The organism is Collinsella aerofaciens, from assembly GCF_009876115.1.
In the GTDB taxonomy this organism is placed as follows: Bacteria; Actinomycetota; Coriobacteriia; order Coriobacteriales; family Coriobacteriaceae; genus Collinsella; species Collinsella aerofaciens_N.
Genome location: NZ_WWSY01000001.1, coordinates 17,258 through 34,325 on the forward strand (window position 1 = coordinate 17,258; position 17,068 = coordinate 34,325).

The 17,068-nt window shown below is 61.2% G+C and carries 15 protein-coding genes; all 15 read left to right on the forward strand.

The window, feature by feature from the left end:
• Positions 1-87 precede the first annotated feature (87 nt).
• The 15 genes from rpsT (at position 88) to GT571_RS00160 (ending at position 17,068) form a co-directional block, all read left to right on the forward strand.
• Positions 88-354, forward strand: coding sequence for a 30S ribosomal protein S20 (gene rpsT / locus GT571_RS10025; RefSeq protein WP_022094714.1), 267 nt, complete (start codon positions 88-90; stop codon positions 352-354).
• A gap of 96 nt (positions 355-450) precedes the next feature.
• Positions 451-2,262, forward strand: coding sequence for a translation elongation factor 4 (lepA, locus tag GT571_RS00095; RefSeq protein WP_117776228.1), 1,812 nt, complete (start codon positions 451-453; stop codon positions 2,260-2,262).
• Positions 2,263-2,266: 4 nt separating this feature from the next.
• Positions 2,267-3,310 carry a tRNA dihydrouridine synthase DusB gene (gene dusB / locus GT571_RS00100; protein WP_161154649.1) on the forward strand — a complete coding sequence of 348 codons (1,044 nt, stop codon included), beginning with the start codon at positions 2,267-2,269 and terminating at the stop codon, positions 3,308-3,310.
• A gap of 2 nt (positions 3,311-3,312) precedes the next feature.
• Positions 3,313-4,545: a radical SAM family heme chaperone HemW gene (gene hemW, locus GT571_RS00105; RefSeq protein ID WP_161154651.1), complete on the forward strand. Its 1,233-nt coding sequence runs from the start codon at positions 3,313-3,315 to the stop codon at positions 4,543-4,545.
• 58 nt (positions 4,546-4,603) lie between these two features.
• Positions 4,604-5,707: a DnaJ domain-containing protein gene (locus GT571_RS00110; protein WP_192934576.1), complete on the forward strand. Its 1,104-nt coding sequence runs from the start codon at positions 4,604-4,606 to the stop codon at positions 5,705-5,707.
• A gap of 81 nt (positions 5,708-5,788) precedes the next feature.
• Positions 5,789-6,937 carry a molecular chaperone DnaJ gene (gene dnaJ, locus GT571_RS00115; RefSeq protein WP_161154653.1) on the forward strand — a complete coding sequence of 383 codons (1,149 nt, stop codon included), beginning with the start codon at positions 5,789-5,791 and terminating at the stop codon, positions 6,935-6,937.
• A 9-nt stretch (positions 6,938-6,946) separates the two neighbouring features.
• The gene (locus GT571_RS00120; RefSeq protein ID WP_161154655.1) at positions 6,947-8,239 is read left to right on the forward strand and encodes a MiaB/RimO family radical SAM methylthiotransferase; all 1,293 of its coding nucleotides are present in this window, start codon (positions 6,947-6,949) and stop codon (positions 8,237-8,239) included.
• Positions 8,220-9,206 (forward strand): PhoH family protein, encoded by a 987-nt coding sequence (locus GT571_RS00125; protein WP_118256500.1) that lies wholly within the window; start codon positions 8,220-8,222, stop codon positions 9,204-9,206. The genes GT571_RS00120 and GT571_RS00125 overlap by 20 nt, the downstream gene beginning before the upstream one ends.
• On the forward strand, positions 9,203-9,712 hold the full coding sequence (gene ybeY / locus GT571_RS00130; RefSeq protein ID WP_117564282.1) for an rRNA maturation RNase YbeY: 510 nt from the start codon (positions 9,203-9,205) through the stop codon (positions 9,710-9,712). The genes GT571_RS00125 and ybeY overlap by 4 nt, the downstream gene beginning before the upstream one ends.
• Positions 9,713-9,721: 9 nt before the next feature.
• Complete coding sequence (locus tag GT571_RS00135; protein WP_117635248.1) at positions 9,722-10,099, forward strand: diacylglycerol kinase family protein; 378 nt, start codon at positions 9,722-9,724, stop codon at positions 10,097-10,099.
• A gap of 12 nt (positions 10,100-10,111) precedes the next feature.
• Positions 10,112-11,179 (forward strand): GTPase Era, encoded by a 1,068-nt coding sequence (era, locus tag GT571_RS00140; RefSeq protein ID WP_187361808.1) that lies wholly within the window; start codon positions 10,112-10,114, stop codon positions 11,177-11,179.
• 15 nt (positions 11,180-11,194) lie between these two features.
• Entirely contained in the window at positions 11,195-11,944 is a 750-nt protein-coding gene (recO, locus tag GT571_RS00145) for a DNA repair protein RecO (RefSeq protein ID WP_161154657.1), read from the forward strand.
• A gap of 138 nt (positions 11,945-12,082) precedes the next feature.
• Positions 12,083-12,361, forward strand: a complete 279-nt coding sequence (rpsO, locus tag GT571_RS00150; protein WP_035138510.1) for a 30S ribosomal protein S15 — start codon at positions 12,083-12,085, stop codon at positions 12,359-12,361.
• A 149-nt stretch (positions 12,362-12,510) separates the two neighbouring features.
• Positions 12,511-14,757 carry a polyribonucleotide nucleotidyltransferase gene (locus tag GT571_RS00155; protein WP_117639884.1) on the forward strand — a complete coding sequence of 749 codons (2,247 nt, stop codon included), beginning with the start codon at positions 12,511-12,513 and terminating at the stop codon, positions 14,755-14,757.
• A 640-nt stretch (positions 14,758-15,397) separates the two neighbouring features.
• On the forward strand, positions 15,398-17,068 hold the full coding sequence (locus tag GT571_RS00160) for a ribonuclease J (protein WP_161154659.1): 1,671 nt from the start codon (positions 15,398-15,400) through the stop codon (positions 17,066-17,068).

The window sequence follows — 17,068 nt, forward strand, 5'->3', positions numbered from 1 at the left end:
GCGTGCTATAGTAGGCGCTTGCATGACCTCACCGTGTCTCAGAGGTGTCATACATTTTTTGCAAGGAACTCGAAAGGAACTCCAGAAGTGGCAAACATCAAGTCTCAGAAGAAGCGTATCCGCACCAATGAGGCAGCTCGCATGCGTAACAAGGCTGTCAAGTCCGAGCTCAAGACGCTGACTAAGCACGTCCAGTCCGCCGTCGCCGAGGGCGACGCCGAGAAGGCCCAGGCTGCCCTCAAGACCGTCACCAAGCGTCTCGACATGGCTGCCGCCAAGCATGTTATCCACAAGAACCAGGCTTCCAACCGCAAGTCCGGTCTTGCCAAGCTCGTGAACAGCATCAACGCCTAAGTTGTAAATTTCACACCACACAGATTACGCGCATAAATGGAGCCTGTTTTATGGAACAGGCTCCATTTTTTGTACCGCTCGGGTAAGATAGTCCGCATGAATACTTCAATTGACATTTCCCACATCCGCAACTTCTCGATCGTTGCGCATATCGACCATGGCAAGTCCACGATCAGCGACCGCATCCTCGAGCTCACCCATACCGTCGACGAACGCGACATGGAGTCGCAGCTGCTCGACACCATGGATATCGAGCGCGAGCGCGGCATTACGATCAAGTCCAATGCCGTCCGCGTTTCCTATGACGCCGACGATGGTGAGACGTATCAGTTCAATCTGATCGATACGCCGGGCCACGTGGACTTTACCTATGAGGTCTCGCGCTCGCTGGCAGCCTGTGAGGGCGCGGTACTCGTTGTCGACGCCACGCAGGGCGTCGAGGCGCAGACCGTTTCCAACGCGACGCTCGCCATGAACGCCAATCTGGACATTGTGCCGGCCATCAACAAGATCGACCTGCCCTCGGCCCATCCCGATGAGGTTAAGACCGAGATCGAGGATGACCTGGCGATCCCTGCCGATGATGCTGTGTGCGTCTCGGGCAAGACCGGCGAGGGCATTCACGATCTGCTGGAGTCCATTGTCTTTTTGATTTCGCCGCCTAAGGGCGATGCAAACGCTCCGCTCAAAGCGCTCATTTTGGATTCGTACTTTGACGAGTATCGCGGTGTGGTGGCTACGGTGCGCGTCTTCGATGGTTCCATCAAAAAGGGCGATACCCTGCTTATGATGCAAGCCAAGGGCGACTTTTTGGTCGACGGCGTGGGCGTCAAGCGTCCTGCCGAGACCCCGGTCGACGCGCTGACGGTCGGCGAGGTCGGATATGTGGTCACGGGCTTGAAGGATCCCGAGGCCGTTCGCGTGGGCGATACCCTTACGTGGGCGTCGAACCCCTGCCCCGAGCCGCTTCCCGGTTATCGCGAGGCCAAGCCCATGGTCTATACGGGCCTGTTCCCGATCGACAACAAGGACTACGAGAACCTGCGTGACGCGCTCGATAAACTGCACGTCAACGACCCGTCGTTGGTGTGGGAGCCCGAGACCTCGGTGGCGCTCGGCTTTGGCTTCCGCGTGGGCTTCCTGGGCCTGCTGCACATGGAAGTCGTCAAGGAACGCCTGGAGCGCGAGTTCAACCTGGACCTCATTGCCACGAGTCCCTCGGTTGACTATCACGTCTACAAGACCGACGGCGAAATGATCGATGTCCGCAGTCCGCAGGACCTTCCCGAGGCCACACGCATCGATCGTATCGAGGAACCCTACCTCAAGGCAAAGATCATCTGCCCGCCTGAGTACACGGGTGCCGTCATGCAGCTCGCCATCGAGCACCGTGGCGTCACAACCGACATGATCCACCTGACGAGCAAATCGGTCGAGATGCGCTTCGATATGCCGCTCGCCGAGCTCATCTTGGACTTCTTCGATCAGCTTAAGAGCCGCACCAAGGGTTACGCCTCGCTCGACTACGAGTTCAACGAATATCGCCCCTCCGAGCTCGTCAAGCTCGACATCCTGCTTTCGGGCGACGAGGTGGACGCGCTGTCGTTTATCGTCCATAAGGACAAGGCATATGGCCTGGCCCGTGGCTTGTGCGACAAGCTCAAGGAGATCATCCCGCGTCAGCTGTTCGAGGTGCCCATCCAGGGTGCTATCGGCAACAAGATCATCGCCCGTTCCACCGTCAAGGCGCGTCGCAAGGACGTTCTTGCTAAGTGCTACGGCGGCGATATCTCGCGTAAGCGCAAGCTGCTCGAGAAGCAGAAAGAGGGCAAGAAGCGTATGAAGGCCATCGGATCGGTCGAGGTCCCGCAGGAGGCCTTTATGGCGATCCTCAAGGTGGACGAGTAGGTCCATGGCGCTTTCTGAATACAGCAAGCGGCTGCTGGGTGCCTATGCCGAGCAGCCGTTCCTTATGGCTCCCATGGCGGGCGTGACCGACCCCGCCTATCGCATCATGTGTCGCCGCCGCGGTGCCAACCTTGCCTACAGCGAGATGGTGAGCGTGGCGGGTCTTGCCTATGCCAGCAACAAGACCTGGCGCCTGGTGCTACCGGCCGACGAGGAGCAGCAGATTTGCGTGCAGCTCTTTGGCTCCAAGCCCGAGCAGTTTGCGAGCGCCGTCGCCGCCGTCGAGGAGCGCGTTGGCGCTCGCCTGTCGCTCATCGATATCAATATGGCATGCCCCGCCCGCAAGGTTGTCACCAAGGGCGAGGGTTCGGCGCTCATGCGCACGCCCGACCTGGCGGAGAAGATCGTCGAGGCCACGGTGGGCGCGGCGCACGTGCCCGTGACCGTCAAGATTCGCAAGGGCTTTTATGCCGAGGACCGTAATGCCGCGACATTTGCCCAGATGCTTGAGAGTGCAGGGGCTGCCGCAGTCGCCGTGCATGGTCGTTGCGCCACGCAGCTCTACACGGGTCAGGCCGATTGGTCGGTCGTCGATGAGGTTGCCGACGCTGTCGAGATTCCCGTGATTGGTTCGGGCGATGTGTTCTCGGCCGAGGACGCTGCTGAGCATCTGCACGGCTCGGGTGCCAGCGCGGTGTTTATCGCGCGCGGCATCTACGGCAATCCGTGGGTGTTCGGCGATGCCCGAGCCCTTGCACTCGATGGCACGCCGGTTCCTTCTCGCTCCTCGGTCGAGCGCTTGGACGCTCTGCGTGAGCACCTAACGCTGACGCATGAGCTCTTGCCGCTCATGTCGCGCGCCCGCACGTACGCAAGCTGGTACTTAAAGGGCATGCCCCATGCCGCCGCCTGGCGCGCTCAGGTGGTGCGTTGCTCTACGTACGAGGAGTTTATGGCGCTGGTCGATGATATCGAGCGCGATGTGGTGGCCTGCGAGGCCGCGCTTGCCGCCGGTGAGTCGGTGCCCGCTCAACCGCTGGAGGCTTAAGGGTGGCCGTTACCGCGCTGTACGTGCACGTGCCGTTTTGCGCTCAAAAATGCCGCTATTGCGACTTTGACTCGCGCAGCTTTGCTGCGTGTGATTTGGATGCCGCGCTCGATTCGTATTTTGAGCAGCTGTATGCGCGCCTCGATTCCTTTGGCGACGCCGGGGCGCTTGCACAGATTCGCACCGTCTATGTTGGCGGCGGCACGCCGTCACTGGCTGGGGAGCTCCTGGTGAAACTTGCCCGTCGTATCTCCATGTGGTGCAAGCCCGTTGAATTTACTTGCGAAGCCAATCCTGAGTCGCTGACCGCTGAGCTCGCCACCGCGCTTGCCGAGGCGGGTGTCACGCGCATCTCTCTGGGCGTGCAAACCCTCGACAATACCGAGCTGGCTGCTATTGGCCGCATTCACGATGCTAATCGGGCACTTGCGGCTATCGCGACGGTGAAGGACGCCGGCCTCGATGTGTCGTGCGACCTGATGTGCGGCCTTCCCGGGCAGACGGCCGCAAGCTGGCGGAGCACGCTCGATGGCGTGCTGGCGGCGGCGCCTCATCATGTGTCGATCTACCCGCTCACGCTTGAGGAGGGGACGCCCCTTTATCGCATGGCGTGCCGCGACGAGTCGCTCGAGCCCGACGAGGATTTTCAGGCTTCGTGCATGGACGCGGCGCGTGAGCGCCTGGGTACGGCCGGCTATCATCCGTATGAGGTTGCAAGCTACGCGCTCGACGGCCATGAGTGCGCCCATAACATTGCCTACTGGACTGGACAGGGCTATTTGGGTCTAGGACGCTCTGCCGCGGGCATGCTCGATGCTGAGGATTTCGATCGCCTGGCTAAGTTGTTCCCCGGCGTGTCTTCTCGAGGCGATGCGTACCGCGTGCGTCTGGTGCAACGTGACGATGACGCGACGGCGTTCGAGGCCGAATATCTGTCGCAGCGCGAGGCTGTCGCCGAAGACTTGATGCTCGCTTGTCGCATGACGCGCGGTGTCGCGTCCGACCTGTTGGTTCGTGCAGCGTGCGTCATCCCAACGGGCGAGCTGGCAGCTGCCTGCGATCGCTCGCTCGAATTGGGTCTTGCCACTTGGGTGCCCGAGACACTCTGGGGTCATGAGGGACCCTTCACTTCGGCAGATGTCGTCGCGGGCCATGTTCGAGCTCGTCTGGCGCCGACCCATCTGGGCTGGCTCGATGGAAATGTTCTGTTCGAGCTGTTTTGGGATCTAGCTTAGGCCGCTCGGGTAGAATTACCGGAATATATACGCTGCTGTGAGCAGGAGGTTGCCGCGCATGGCGACGATGAACGAAAAAGATTACTACGAGATTCTGGGTGTCTCCAAGGACGCCACCTCGCGTGATATTCAAAAGGCCTTCCAGCAAAAGGCCCGTAAGCTCCATCCGGACGTCAATAAAGAGCCGGATGCCGAGGAAAAGTTTAAAGAGGTTTCCGAGGCCTACGCCGTGCTTTCGGATGAGCAAAAACGTGCGCGCTACGACGCCATGCGTTCTGGCAATCCCTTTGCCGGTGCTCCTACGGCTTCGCCCTATGGTGGCGGCTACGCCGGCAGCACGGGCTATGGCAATCCCTTTGAGGGCGGCTTTCCCTTTGGTGGCGCCTGGGGCCAGCAGCGTCGCGGCCAGGCTGCCTACAATCCCGAGAACGGCGCCAACGTGGTCGTCGATATCAAACTCGACGCCAAGGAGGCCAAGGGCGGTGCCCGCAAGACCGTCCGCTACACGCGCTTCGATACCTGTAGCAACTGCGGCGGCTCGGGCTCCGTTTCGTCTGAGCATGCCCATACCTGCCCGAGCTGCGGTGGCCGCGGCCACATCGACGTTGACCTGTCCTTCCTGTTTGGTGCGGGCACGTTCCAGTCGGTCTGCCCCGAGTGCGGCGGTTCCGGTAAGGTCGTGGCCGACCCCTGCCCTGATTGCGGTGGCAGCGGTCGTACTCGCGTAACCTCCGAGCAGACGATTGAGTTTCCTGCCGGCACGCACGATGGCGACGAGGTCCGCATTAGCGGCATGGGTCATGCTGGCACCAACGGTGCCGCGGGCGGCGACTTGGTCGGCCGCGCTCATGTTGAGGCCGAGCGCTTGGAAGGCAAAGCTCGTACCGGTTTTTACCTGATGGGCATCGTGGCGCCGTTTTTGGTACTCTCGGCCATCTCGGGCGTGTTCTCGGCCTTTGCCGTGATGTGCTTTATTCCGTTTACCATGGGCCTGTTCATGGTGCTTTCGGACGGTGTGCTTCATCGCAGCCTGCTGTGGTGGAAGCGCGGTGTGATGCAGTTTGCCAACGGTTTTGCCAACGGCTTCATGTTCGCGCTCGTGTCGGTTTGGTTCGCGAGCTGCTCGCAACGGGCCATGCTTTCGCCGTACCAAATGCAATAACATCAAACCCTCTGTTTGCGGTCGGCCCAGCTTGGGTATAGGACGCACTGTGACAATAATGAAAGTCGGAAGGATTCGGTCGTGTCGGAAAATAGGGATTACTACGAGGTACTTGGCGTCGACAGGGATGCCGACGCGCGGACGATTAAGCGTGCGTTTCTAAAGAAGGCCCGTACCGTACATCCGGATGTTTCGGACGACCCCGAGGCCGAGGCCAAGTTCAAGGAGCTCAACGAGGCCTATTCCGTTCTTTCCGATGAGCAGAAGCGTGCTAACTACGACCGTTACGGCACCGCGGACGGCCCCGGTGGCTCTGGTTATGTCGACATCAACGATATCTTTGGTGGCATGGGCATGGACGACCTGTTCTCGTCGTTCTTTGGCGGTGGCGCCGGTGGTGGCGCCCGCAGCCGTCGTGAGCGTCGTCGCGGACGTGACATGGCCATCTCGCTTTCGGTGACGCTCGAGGAGGCGGCACTCGGCTGCAAAAAGACGATCAGCTATGATCGCCTTGCTCCTTGCGAGGACTGCAACGGTACCGGTAGGGCCGAGGGTGCACAGGAAAAGCAGTGCAGTCGCTGCCACGGTACGGGCTACGTCACGACGGTTCAGCGATCGTTTTTGGGCCAGGTTCAGTCTTCCTCGCCTTGCCCCGACTGCCATGGCGAGGGCACGGTTATCGACCATCCCTGCGAGACCTGCGACGGTCAGGGCCGCACGCCTTCGCACGAAAAGATCGACATCGATATTCCCGCCGGCGTTTCGACCGGTCGCCAGCTGCGTGTGAGCGGCTTTGGCGAGGCCGGCCTTCGCGGCGAGCCTTCGGGCGACCTGATTGTCAACGTGCGCGTTGCCGACCATGAGCGCTTTAAGCGCAACGGTGACGACCTGTACCTGGTGAGCGATATCTCGATTGCGCAGGCTGCGCTCGGCTGCGAGATCGAGGTCGAGGGCATTATGCCCGACGAGGTCGTTAAGGTGACGGTTCCCGCCGGCGCCCAGTACGGCGACACCGTGAGCGTCAATAATTACGGCATGCCTCGCGTTGGCGGTGGCGGTTCGCGTGGCCGCCTGATCGTGCAACTGCGCGTGGTTGTTCCCACCAATCTTTCCAATAAGCAACGCGAGCTGCTCCGTGCTTTTGCCGATGAGATGGGCGATGACGTCGCTTCCGGTAAGAAGTCGGTGACCGACCGTATCAAGAGTGCCCTCGACGATATCCTCGATTAAGGAGCCCGCGTGCTCGCACCCCATATTTCCGTCGTCAACCTCGGCTGCCGTGTCAACCGGGTTGAGTCTGACCGTATCACTGCCGATCTTATGCGCCTGGGCTTTGCTATTGTGGAGCCCCAGGATGCCGATTTGATCGTCATTAACACCTGTGCCGTTACGGGCGAGGCCGAGGCCAAGACCCGTAAGGCCGTCCGTCATGCGCTGGCCCATCCAAATGAGCCCTATGTGGTCGTGACCGGATGCGTGGTCAATTTGCATCCCGAGGAGCTGTTGGAGCTTTCGGATCGCGTGATTGCCGAGCCGTCTAAGATCGATGTCGCTGAACGTGTCTGCGATGTGCTGGGCGTTGAGTCCGATAGCGTTCCCGCCTGCAGCGATGGTGACGTGGTCGATGCGCTCGGTCGTTCGCGGCTGGGCGTGAAGATCCAGGATGGCTGCAACCACCGTTGCACCTATTGCATCGTGTGGAAGGCCCGCGGCCCCGAGCGTTCCGTGCCCGTCGAGTCCGTGCTTGAGCAAGTTCGCGAGGCCCAGGAGGCCGGCGTGCCCGAGGTGGTGCTGACCGGTGTGAACCTGGGTGCCTACGATGGCAAGAGCGCGACCGACGAGCATGTCGAAATCGATGAGCTGCTCGAGGCCATCATGGAGCGCACGACTATTGCGCATGTGCGCATTTCCTCGGTCGAGCCCATGGATATCTCTGAGCGCCTGCTTAAGGTTATGGCGCGCTATCCGCAGCGTATTGCCCCGTTTTTGCACCTGCCCGTGCAGTCCGGCTGTACGGCGACCCTGCATCGCATGGGTCGTCCCTATAGTGCGGAGGCCTTTGAGGACACGGTGCGTATGATTCGCGCCAACTTGCCCCAGGCGTCTCTTTCGTGCGATGTCATCGTCGGTTTTCCTGGTGAGACGGACGAGGAGTTCGAGGAGTCGCTGGCGCTGTGCCGCCGTGTGGGTTTCTCGCGTATGCACGTGTTCCGCTATAGCAAGCGTCCCGGTACCCTTGCTGCCGACATGCCCGACCAGGTGCCGCCCGAGGTTATGGCCGAGCGCAGCCGTCGTATGCGAGACACGGCGCTGGAGCTCGCTATTGCCGATGCTCGTCGTCGCGTGGGCACTGTCGAGCGTGCCGTGCTCGAGTATGGTGACAGCCTGACGCTCGGTTCGTTCCATCATGCCCGTCTTGACGATACCTGTGGACTTACAGCCCCGTGCCTGCTCGATGTTGCTATCATCGGAGTCGATGATTCCGGCTTGGTCCATGCGCGCAGGGAGGTCCATGGAAGCCTCGAAGATTAGACTTACTGTTCCCGAGGGAATTGATCCCTCGTGCGTTTTGGGCGCCGGCGACGGCGTCCTTCGTGCACTCGAGAGCTTGGTTCGCGCCCATGTGGTCGCCCGTGGCGATAGCATCGCCGTGAGCGGTGACCCGGACGAGGTCGAACTCGTGGCTCGCTTTTTCGAACATGCTTTTCGCGAGGCGGCGGCCGGTCGTACCCTGTCTGCCGACGATGTCTCTCGCTGCCTGGCCGTCTTGCGCGATGGTGAGCACGAGGCTACGTCGCTTCGCGATGACGTGCTGCTTTCGTATCGCGGTCGCGTCATTCGCCCCAAGACGCTCGGGCAAAAGCGCTATGTGGATGCCATTCGCTCGCATACCATCACCTTTGGCTTGGGTCCTGCCGGTACCGGTAAGACCTATCTGGCCATGGCGCTCGCCGTTGCCGCGCTCAAGCGCCATGAGGTGGGCCGTTTGATCTTGACGCGTCCTGTTGTCGAGGCGGGGGAGAACCTGGGCTTTTTGCCTGGCACCCTCGAGGAAAAGATCGATCCGTACATGCGTCCGCTCTACGACGCCCTTTTTGACATGATGGATCGCGAGCGCACCGATGAGCTTATGGAGCGCGGCGTGATCGAGATCGCCCCGCTTGCCTATATGCGCGGTCGTACGCTGAGCGATGCTTTCGTGGTGCTCGACGAGGCGCAAAATACTACGCCCGAGCAGATGAAGATGTTCCTGACACGCCTTGGATTCAACTCCAAGTTCGTGATTACCGGCGACCTCAGCCAGCGCGACCTGGTGGGTCGTCGTGGTGGCTTGGCGGATGTTGAGAAGATTTTGGGCCGTGTCGACGATGTGGCGTTTGCACACCTGGAGCGCGCCGACGTGGTGCGCCATGCCCTAGTGGGTCGTATCGTTGAGGCATATGATGCTTATGATGACGTGCGCGAGCAGCGCTCGCGCGACCGAAAGGAGTCCCGTTGAGTGTATTGATCAGCAACGATGCCGAGCTCGATACGCTGCTCGACGCGCAGGAGGTGGAGCACATCTGCGAGGTTGTGCTTGCCGCCGAGGGCGTTGAACGTGAAGTCGAGATTTCCCTTTCGTATGTCGACGAGGACGAGATGCACGAGCTCAACCACGAGTGGCGTGGCATCGACCGCACCACCGATGTGCTCTCGTTTGAATGCGACTCGGCCTTTGACGAGGATATTCCCGCCGACGAGACGCTCGAGCTCGGCGATATCATCTTGGCCCCGCAGGTCATTGCCCGTCAGGCCCCCGGCTTTGGCAATAGCCCTGCCGACGAGTGCCGCCTGATGCTCGTACACGGCATGCTGCACCTGCTGGGGTATGACCATATCGAGGACGACGAGGCCGAGGTCATGGAGGCCCGCGAGGACGCTATCCTGCGCGATCTGGCGCTCGAGCGCGGCGAGGACCCCAAACTCGTTCACGTTGGCCCCATCACCAATCATGCCCACGACTAGGAGCCGCTTATGATTCCCGGATCGAACAAGGACCATCCGTCCTTTTTAAAGTCGTTCTCCTACGCCATGGAGGGCTTCGTCACCGCCGTCAAGACCGAGCGCAACATTAAGGTTATGCTCGTAGCGGGCGTGTGCACCATCATTGCCGGCTGCATCGTGGGGCTCGACATTGCCGAGTGGGCCACGATTATCATCTGCTGCGGCCTGGTGATTCACGGCGAGCTGTGCAATACCGCCATGGAGGCCATTGTCGATCTGGCGACCCAGGAGCTCCATCCGCTGGCAAAACGCGCCAAGGACATCGCCGCCGCCTCGGTATACGTACTTTCAATCACCGCCGCGATTGTGGGCTTGCTGGTATTTGCCCACGCGCTCGGCTTTATTTAGAAAGGGATTCCCATGTCCGACAATATGCAGCCTATCGATGAAATTTTGGACGACGAGTCCCCGGATGCTAAGGCGACCGAGGCCTATGAGGAAGTCGAGGAGTTCGACCCGTTTGAGGGCATGAGCGACGAGGAACTCGACGCCCTGTGCGATGAGGACGACAGCCTCGCGGGCTTTGGCGACGTTGAGCCCGGTTTCCGCAGTGGCTTCGTGGCCTTGGTCGGCCGCCCCAACGCCGGTAAGTCAACGCTGCTCAACGCCTGCTATGGCAAAAAGGTCGCCATCACCTCGCCTGTGGCCCAGACGACCCGCCGCCGCATGCGCGCCGTCGTCAACCGCCCCGGCTACCAGCTGGTCTTTGTCGATACCCCGGGTATCCACAAGCCCAAGGACGGTCTAGGGTCCGAGCTCAACAAGAGCGCGCTGTTCGAGCTGAACGATGTCGATGTTGTCGCGTTTTTGATTGATGCCACTAAACCGATCGGCAGGGGAGACGCCTGGGTTGCCGAGCGTGTCAAGAACGCCCGTTCCAAGAAGGTCCTGGTGCTCACCAAGGCCGATGAAGCCGACCCCGCACAGGTCATGGAGCAGCTTAAGGCCGCCCACGAGCTTATGGAATATGACGACGAGATCGTGACGTCGTCGGTCAAGAACTTTAACGTCGATGCCTTCATCGAGACCGTTGCGCACTTTTTGCCCGAGGGTCCGCGTTGGTTCCCCGAGGACATGGGTACCGACGCTTCCGATGAGACGCTCGTTGCCGAGTTTGTGCGCGAGAAGGTCTTGCGCCGCACCCGTGATGAGATCCCGCACTCCGTGGGCGTGATTTGCGATGCGCTTGAGCAGACCAAGAAGGTGCTGCGCGTGCACGCCACCATTTACGTCGAGCGCGAGGGCCAAAAGGGCATCATCATCGGCAAGGGCGGCGAGATGATCAAACATATCGGCATCGACGCCCGTCGCGACCTTGAGCGCATCTTTGGCACCCAGGTCTTTTTGGAGCTGGACGTGAAGGTCAAGGCCGGCTGGCGTGACGACGAGGCCCAGATTCGCCGCTTTGGCTATAACGCCGAGGATTAGGGACACGCGGCGCGAATGGCAGGCTCCCGGACATATCGCACGATGGTGCTCGTCCTCGATAAGACGAAGCTCAAAGAGACGGACCTGATCCTGACGATGCTTGACGAGCGGGGTCGGCAGGTTCGTGCCGTGGCAAAGGGCGCCCGCAAACCCGGCGGACGCCTGGCTGCGCGCTGCGAGATGTTCTGTACCGTTGATCTGCTGCTTGCGCATGGACGGTCGCTCGACGTGGTTTCCCAGGCCGAGCTTATGGAGGCGCCGCTCGGCGCTGCTCCCGATTACGAGATGACATGCGCCGCAAGCGCGATCGCCGAGGTCGCGCGCGTGTGCTCGTTCGAGGACGCCGAGGACCCGTTTACCTTTGCCATCACGCAGCGGGCGCTCACACTTGTCGGCAGCGGGCTCGACGCGGCACATATGGACCTGCTCGTGGCGGCCTTTGTTTTTAAATTGCTGTCGCACGTTGGCTACCGACCCGATTTTTCGGCCTGCGTGCTGTGCGGAGACCCGATGCTGTCGTATTTTTCGCCCCAGGCGGGCGGCCTCATGTGCGGGTCGTGCGCGTCGAGCGTGCCCGGTGCCGAGCTGGTGTCGACCGGTGAGGTCGCCTGGCTGCGCGCCCTTATGGGCATGACCTTCGACGAGCTTATGGCTCAAAAGATCGACCCGCATACTGCGGCGTTTTTGCTCGGGCTTTCGCACGTGTGGGCTGCGACGCACACCGATCAACGTCTCCGTGCGATGGAATTCATGTTGGGTCGGTGATGATGCGCAGGCGCAGGCTGCTTGTGGTAACATACCGACCTGTTGGTACCTCGACCTTGGTTGCTCGCTCCACCGGCGGCTTCCCAGTCCGAGGCGAATCGAGTCGCCCGCGGGCGACGTAAAACGAAAGGTGAAACAATGACTGTTTCCAAAGAGCGCAAGGCGGAGCTGACTGCACAGTTCGGTAACACCCCGGTCGACACCGGCAACCCCAAGGTTCAGGTCGCCATCCTGAGCGAGCGCATCAAGGAGCTGACCGAGCACATGAAGTCCCACCAGAAGGACTTCCACACCCGTCGTGGCCTGCTCATGCTCGTCGGCCGTCGTCGTCGTCTTCTCTCCTACATCAAGAAGAACGACATCGTCGAGTACCGTGAGCTCATCAAGGCTCTGGGCATCCGCGACAACATCCAGTAGGATTTGTACATGCAAGGAGCGTCCTGCGCAGCGGGGCGCTCTTTTTGTGTAAGGGCGTGAACAATCACGCTCTGAAGCGTGGCGGGGGCAGGGGGCCCGCGTCGCATGAGGAGCCTGCAGGCAAGGGGCCTGCGGGGTAAAGGAGAACAATGACACTCGTATCCAAGACCTTTGAGCTGTACGGCAAGACCTACACCTTTGAGTCGGGCGAGCTTGCCAAGCAGGCCACCGGCGCCTGCCTGGTCAAGCAGGGCGACACCACGATGCTCGACACCGTGGTCGTCTCCAAGGAGCGCAAGAACTACGACTTCTTCCCGCTGACCGTCGACTTCAACGAGAAGATGTACGCCGCCGGCCGCATCCCGGGTGGCTACCTCAAGCGTGAGGGCCGTCCCAGCGAGAAGGCCACGCTCACCGCGCGCATGATCGACCGTCCGATTCGCCCGAGCTTCCCGGACGGCTTCCGCAACGAGGTACACATCGTCGCTACCTCGCTCGTCGCCGACCAGGTCAACCCCTTTGACGTCATCAACGTCATGGGTGCCTCCCTGGCCATGACGCTCGGCGGCGTGCCCTTTGAGGGCCCGCTTGCCTGCGTGCGCATCGGCCGTAACGTGGAGACCGGCGAGTTTATCGTCAACCCCACCTACGAGGAGCGCGAGAACTCCGACCTGGACCTGGAGCTGGGCGGCTCTGCCGACTTCATCTCGATGGTCGAGGCCGGCGCCGAGGAGATCTCCGAGGACGACATGCTCGCCGCCATGAAGTTTGGCCAGGAAGCCCTTGCCGCCTTCTGCCAGGCCCAGGACGAATTCGTTGCCGAGTGGGAGCAGGTCAATGGCGCCATCGTTAAGAAGGAGTACCCGCTCGACCAGCCCGTCGAGGAGGTCCAGGAGCGCATCTTTGCCCACTACGACGAGATGGCCGCCGCCCTTCGCGATGCCGACAAGCTCTCCCGTATTGGCAAGGTCGAGGCTCTGAAGGAGTCCATCCGTGCCGAGTTCACCGAGGAGGAGCAGGCCGCTTGGGAGCGCGAGATCCCCGTGGCGCTCAAGAAGCTCGAGAAGAAGGCTATGCGCACCATGGTCGTCGAGACCGGCGAGCGCGTCGACGGCCGTGCCGCCGATGAGATCCGTCCCATCATGGTGAAGGATAACTACCTGCCGCTCGTTCACGGCTCCGGTCTGTTCCAGCGTGGCCAGACCCAGGTGCTTTCCGTCCTGTCGCTCGGTATGCTCAACGAGGGCCAGCGTCTGGATACCATCGAGCCCACCGAGGGCAAGCGCTACATGCACCACTACAACTTCCCGCCGTTCTGCACTGGCGAGACCGGCCGCATGGGCAGCCCCAAGCGCCGCGAGATCGGCCACGGCAACCTGGCCGAGCGCGCTTTGCTTCCGGTGCTCCCCGACGAGAACGAGTTCCCCTACGCCATCCGCGTGGTCTCCGAGGTCATGGAGTCCAACGGCTCCTCTTCGATGGCTTCGACCTGCGGCTCCACGCTCGCCCTTATGGACGGCGGCGTGCCCATTAAGCGCCCGGTCTCCGGTATCGCCATGGGCCTGATCCAGGAGGAGGGCAAGACCGTGGTCCTGTCCGACATCCAGGGTCTCGAGGACTTCCTGGGCGACATGGACTTTAAGGTCACCGGCACCACCGAGGGCATTACCGCTCTGCAGATGGACAACAAGGCCACCGGCCTTACCTTTGACATCTTGGCCCGCGCCCTGCAGCAGGCCAAGGAGGGTCGCGCCTTCATCCTTCAAAAGATGCTCGATGTGATCCCCGAGCCGCGCCACACCACGCGCAGCACCGCCCCGCGCATCGTTTCCATCCAGGTTCCGACCGACAAGATCCGCGACGTCATCGGTTCCGGCGGTAAGGTCATCCGCGGCATCCAGGACGAGACCGGTGCTTCGGTCGACATCCAGGAGGACGGCACCGTCTTTGTCGGCGGCACCGGCGAGTCCGTCGATCAGGCCGTCGAGCGCATCAAGCTCATCATCAAGGTTCCCGAGCCGGGCGAGGAGTACACCGGTCGCGTGGTCTCCATTCAGCCCTTCGGCGCCTTCGTGAATCTGCTGCCCGGTAAGGACGGCCTGCTGCACATCTCCCGCGTCGCCAAGGGTCGTGTGGAGAAGGTCGAGGACGTCCTCAACGTGGGCGACGAGGTCAAGGTCGTCGTCATCGAGGTCGACGATCGCGGTAAGATCTCGCTCGATCGTCTCGATAAGCCCGAGGCCCCGGCTCGCGCCGAGGGTGCCTCCGAGGGCGACGGCGAGCACTTCCAGCGTCGTGAACGCCCGCGTCGTGAGCGCTCCGAGCGCAGCGACCGCCCGCGCCGTCCCGGCGACAACGGAGGCCGCAAGCCCCGCCGCCACCACGACGCCGAGTAACAGCCGTACATAACCAGCACCGCAAGGGCGACTCCGGACAGGGGTCGCCCTTTTGTTTGCGCCCGGGAGGGCCGCATATGAAGTTTCCTGCTCTACAGTCCTGCGCAAGACGGAAAGCACATTAAGTGCTTTCCTTTGCGTGCGGAACTCGCGATAAACTTCATATGCGCCCCTCCCGGTCGCAAGCAAAAGGGCTGGTTAGTGCCGCTCGCTATTTAGTTAGACAGTCTATTCAGTAGTCAGATTTCAGATCTGTAGATAGCCGCAGCAGCATCTTCCCAGATAAAACCGACCAAAACAAACCTGTCCCTTTTTGGCAGGTTTCCCGTGGGGCGGGCGCTGATGAAGTTTATCGCGAGTTCCGCACGAACAGGAGGCCACTTAATGTGGCCTCCGTCGTGAGCAGGACTGTAGAGCAGGAAACTTCATCAGCGCCCGCCCCACGGGAAACCGGCGGGATAGACCGGTTCAGATGGGGCTTTGATGCATGGGTGGTCTGTTGTTGTGCAAATGGGTATCATACTGTGGCTATTGCATCGACTCTGCGATGCATATTTGTACGTTCCCGGCGGTCGGTTTGCCAGAAGCGCCCCGTCGGTTGTTCCAGACCCGTTTCGAAGAAAGGAAACCACACTAACCTATGGCAGCTAAAAAATCATCTCCCTTGAAGATCATCCCGCTCGGCGGTCTTGACGGCATCGGCAAGAACATGACGGTCTTCGAGTGCGGCGACGACATGGTGCTCGTCGACGCCGGTCTTATGTTCCCGGATGACTCCCAGCCCGGTATCGACCTGGTGCTTCCCGACTACACCTATGTTCTGGAGAACGAGGAGAAGCTCCGCGGTATCATCGTTACCCACGGCCACGAGGACCACACCGGATCGCTTCCGTATCTGCTGCAGGACCTCAACAACAAGGTGCCCATCTTCTCGAGCAAGCTGACGCTCGGTTTTATCGAGGGTAAGCTCTCCGAGTTCCGCATCCGCGCACCCAAGTTCCGCGAGGTCAAGGGCGGCAGCCATGTCAACCTCGGCGGCATCTCGCTCGACTTCTTCTCGATGACGCACTCCATCCCCGGCGCTCTGGGCGTGTTCATCCGCACCAATCAGGGCACCGTTATGCACACCGGCGACTTTAAGCTCGACCAGACGCCCATCGACGGCGTCACGCCCGACTACGCCGCTATCAGCCGCTTTGCCAAGCAGGGCATCGACCTGCTACTTTCCGACTCCACCAATGCCACGGTTCCCGGCTTTACCAAGTCCGAGGCCGAGGTTGGTCCCAACCTGCTGCACGCCATCAAGAACGCCCCGGGTCGCGTGTTCGTCGCATCGTTCTCGAGCCACATCCATCGTTTGCAGCAGATCTGCGATGCCGCCCGCAAGTGCGGCCGTAAGGTCGTTGTGACCGGTCGCTCCATGCTCACGAACACCCGCGTGGCGCGCGAGCTCGGTTACCTCAACATCGATGACGTCGATATCATCGATGCCTTCGATATTGATAACCTGCCCGATGACAAGATCGTCGTCATGTGCACTGGTTCGCAGGGCGAGCCGCTGTCGGCCCTGTCCCGCATGGCCAATGGCGAGCACAAGACGCTCTCCATCCACGAGGGCGATACCGTTATCCTCTCGGCAACTCCCGTTCCTGGCAACGAGAAGGCCGTCCAGCAGGTCGTCAACAGCCTGGCCAAGCTCGGCTGCGACGTGTGGGATAAGAACCGCGCTCTCGTCCACGTCTCGGGTCACGGTAGCCAGGAGGAGCTCAAGCTTCTGATGGCCATGGCCAAGCCTACGTACTTTATGCCGGTCCACGGCGAGGCCGTGCATCTGCGCGCCCATGCCCAGCTGGCCCGCAAGATGGGTCTCAAGGACGATCATATCTTTATCCTCGATAACGGCGACACGCTCGAGATGCGCGGCGGTATCGTCAAGCGCGGTACGCCCGTCGAGTCCGGCGTCGTCTACGTCGACGGCCTGCGTATCGGCGATACCGACCCCATCGTCCTGCGCGATCGCCAGAAGCTCGCCAACGACGGTATGGTCACGGCCGTTGCCATCGTCTCCCTCAAACACAAGAAGATCGAGGCCATCGAGTTCTCGGGCCGCGGCGTCTCGTTTGCCATCGACGACCAGTTCTCCGAGGATGCCTCCGCGTCCATCATGAAGACGATCGAGAAGGGTAAGTTTAGCTTTACCAGCAGCGGTTCCGATGCCATTCGCAAGGCCGTGCGCGATTCGCTCTCTAACTTTATCTGGAGCCGTACGCGCACCCGTCCGATGATCATCCCGGTCGTCATGGAGGTTTAG

Bases quoted from the DNA above. Each gene is read 5' to 3' on its own strand.
- GT571_RS00110 (WP_192934576.1), top strand. From the start codon at position 4,604: ATGGCGACGATGAACGAAAAAGATTACTACGAGATTCTGGGTGTCTCC.
- GT571_RS00125 (WP_118256500.1), top strand. From the start codon at position 8,220: ATGGAAGCCTCGAAGATTAGACTTACTGTTCCCGAGGGAATTGATCCC.
- GT571_RS00135 (WP_117635248.1), top strand. From the start codon at position 9,722: ATGATTCCCGGATCGAACAAGGACCATCCGTCCTTTTTAAAGTCGTTC.
- dusB (WP_161154649.1), top strand. From the start codon at position 2,267: ATGGCGCTTTCTGAATACAGCAAGCGGCTGCTGGGTGCCTATGCCGAG.
- recO (WP_161154657.1), top strand. From the start codon at position 11,195: ATGGCAGGCTCCCGGACATATCGCACGATGGTGCTCGTCCTCGATAAG.
- GT571_RS00155 (WP_117639884.1), top strand. From the start codon at position 12,511: ATGACACTCGTATCCAAGACCTTTGAGCTGTACGGCAAGACCTACACC.
- GT571_RS00160 (WP_161154659.1), top strand. From the start codon at position 15,398: ATGGCAGCTAAAAAATCATCTCCCTTGAAGATCATCCCGCTCGGCGGT.
- rpsO (WP_035138510.1), top strand. From the start codon at position 12,083: ATGACTGTTTCCAAAGAGCGCAAGGCGGAGCTGACTGCACAGTTCGGT.
- era (WP_187361808.1), top strand. From the start codon at position 10,112: ATGTCCGACAATATGCAGCCTATCGATGAAATTTTGGACGACGAGTCC.
- lepA (WP_117776228.1), top strand. From the start codon at position 451: ATGAATACTTCAATTGACATTTCCCACATCCGCAACTTCTCGATCGTT.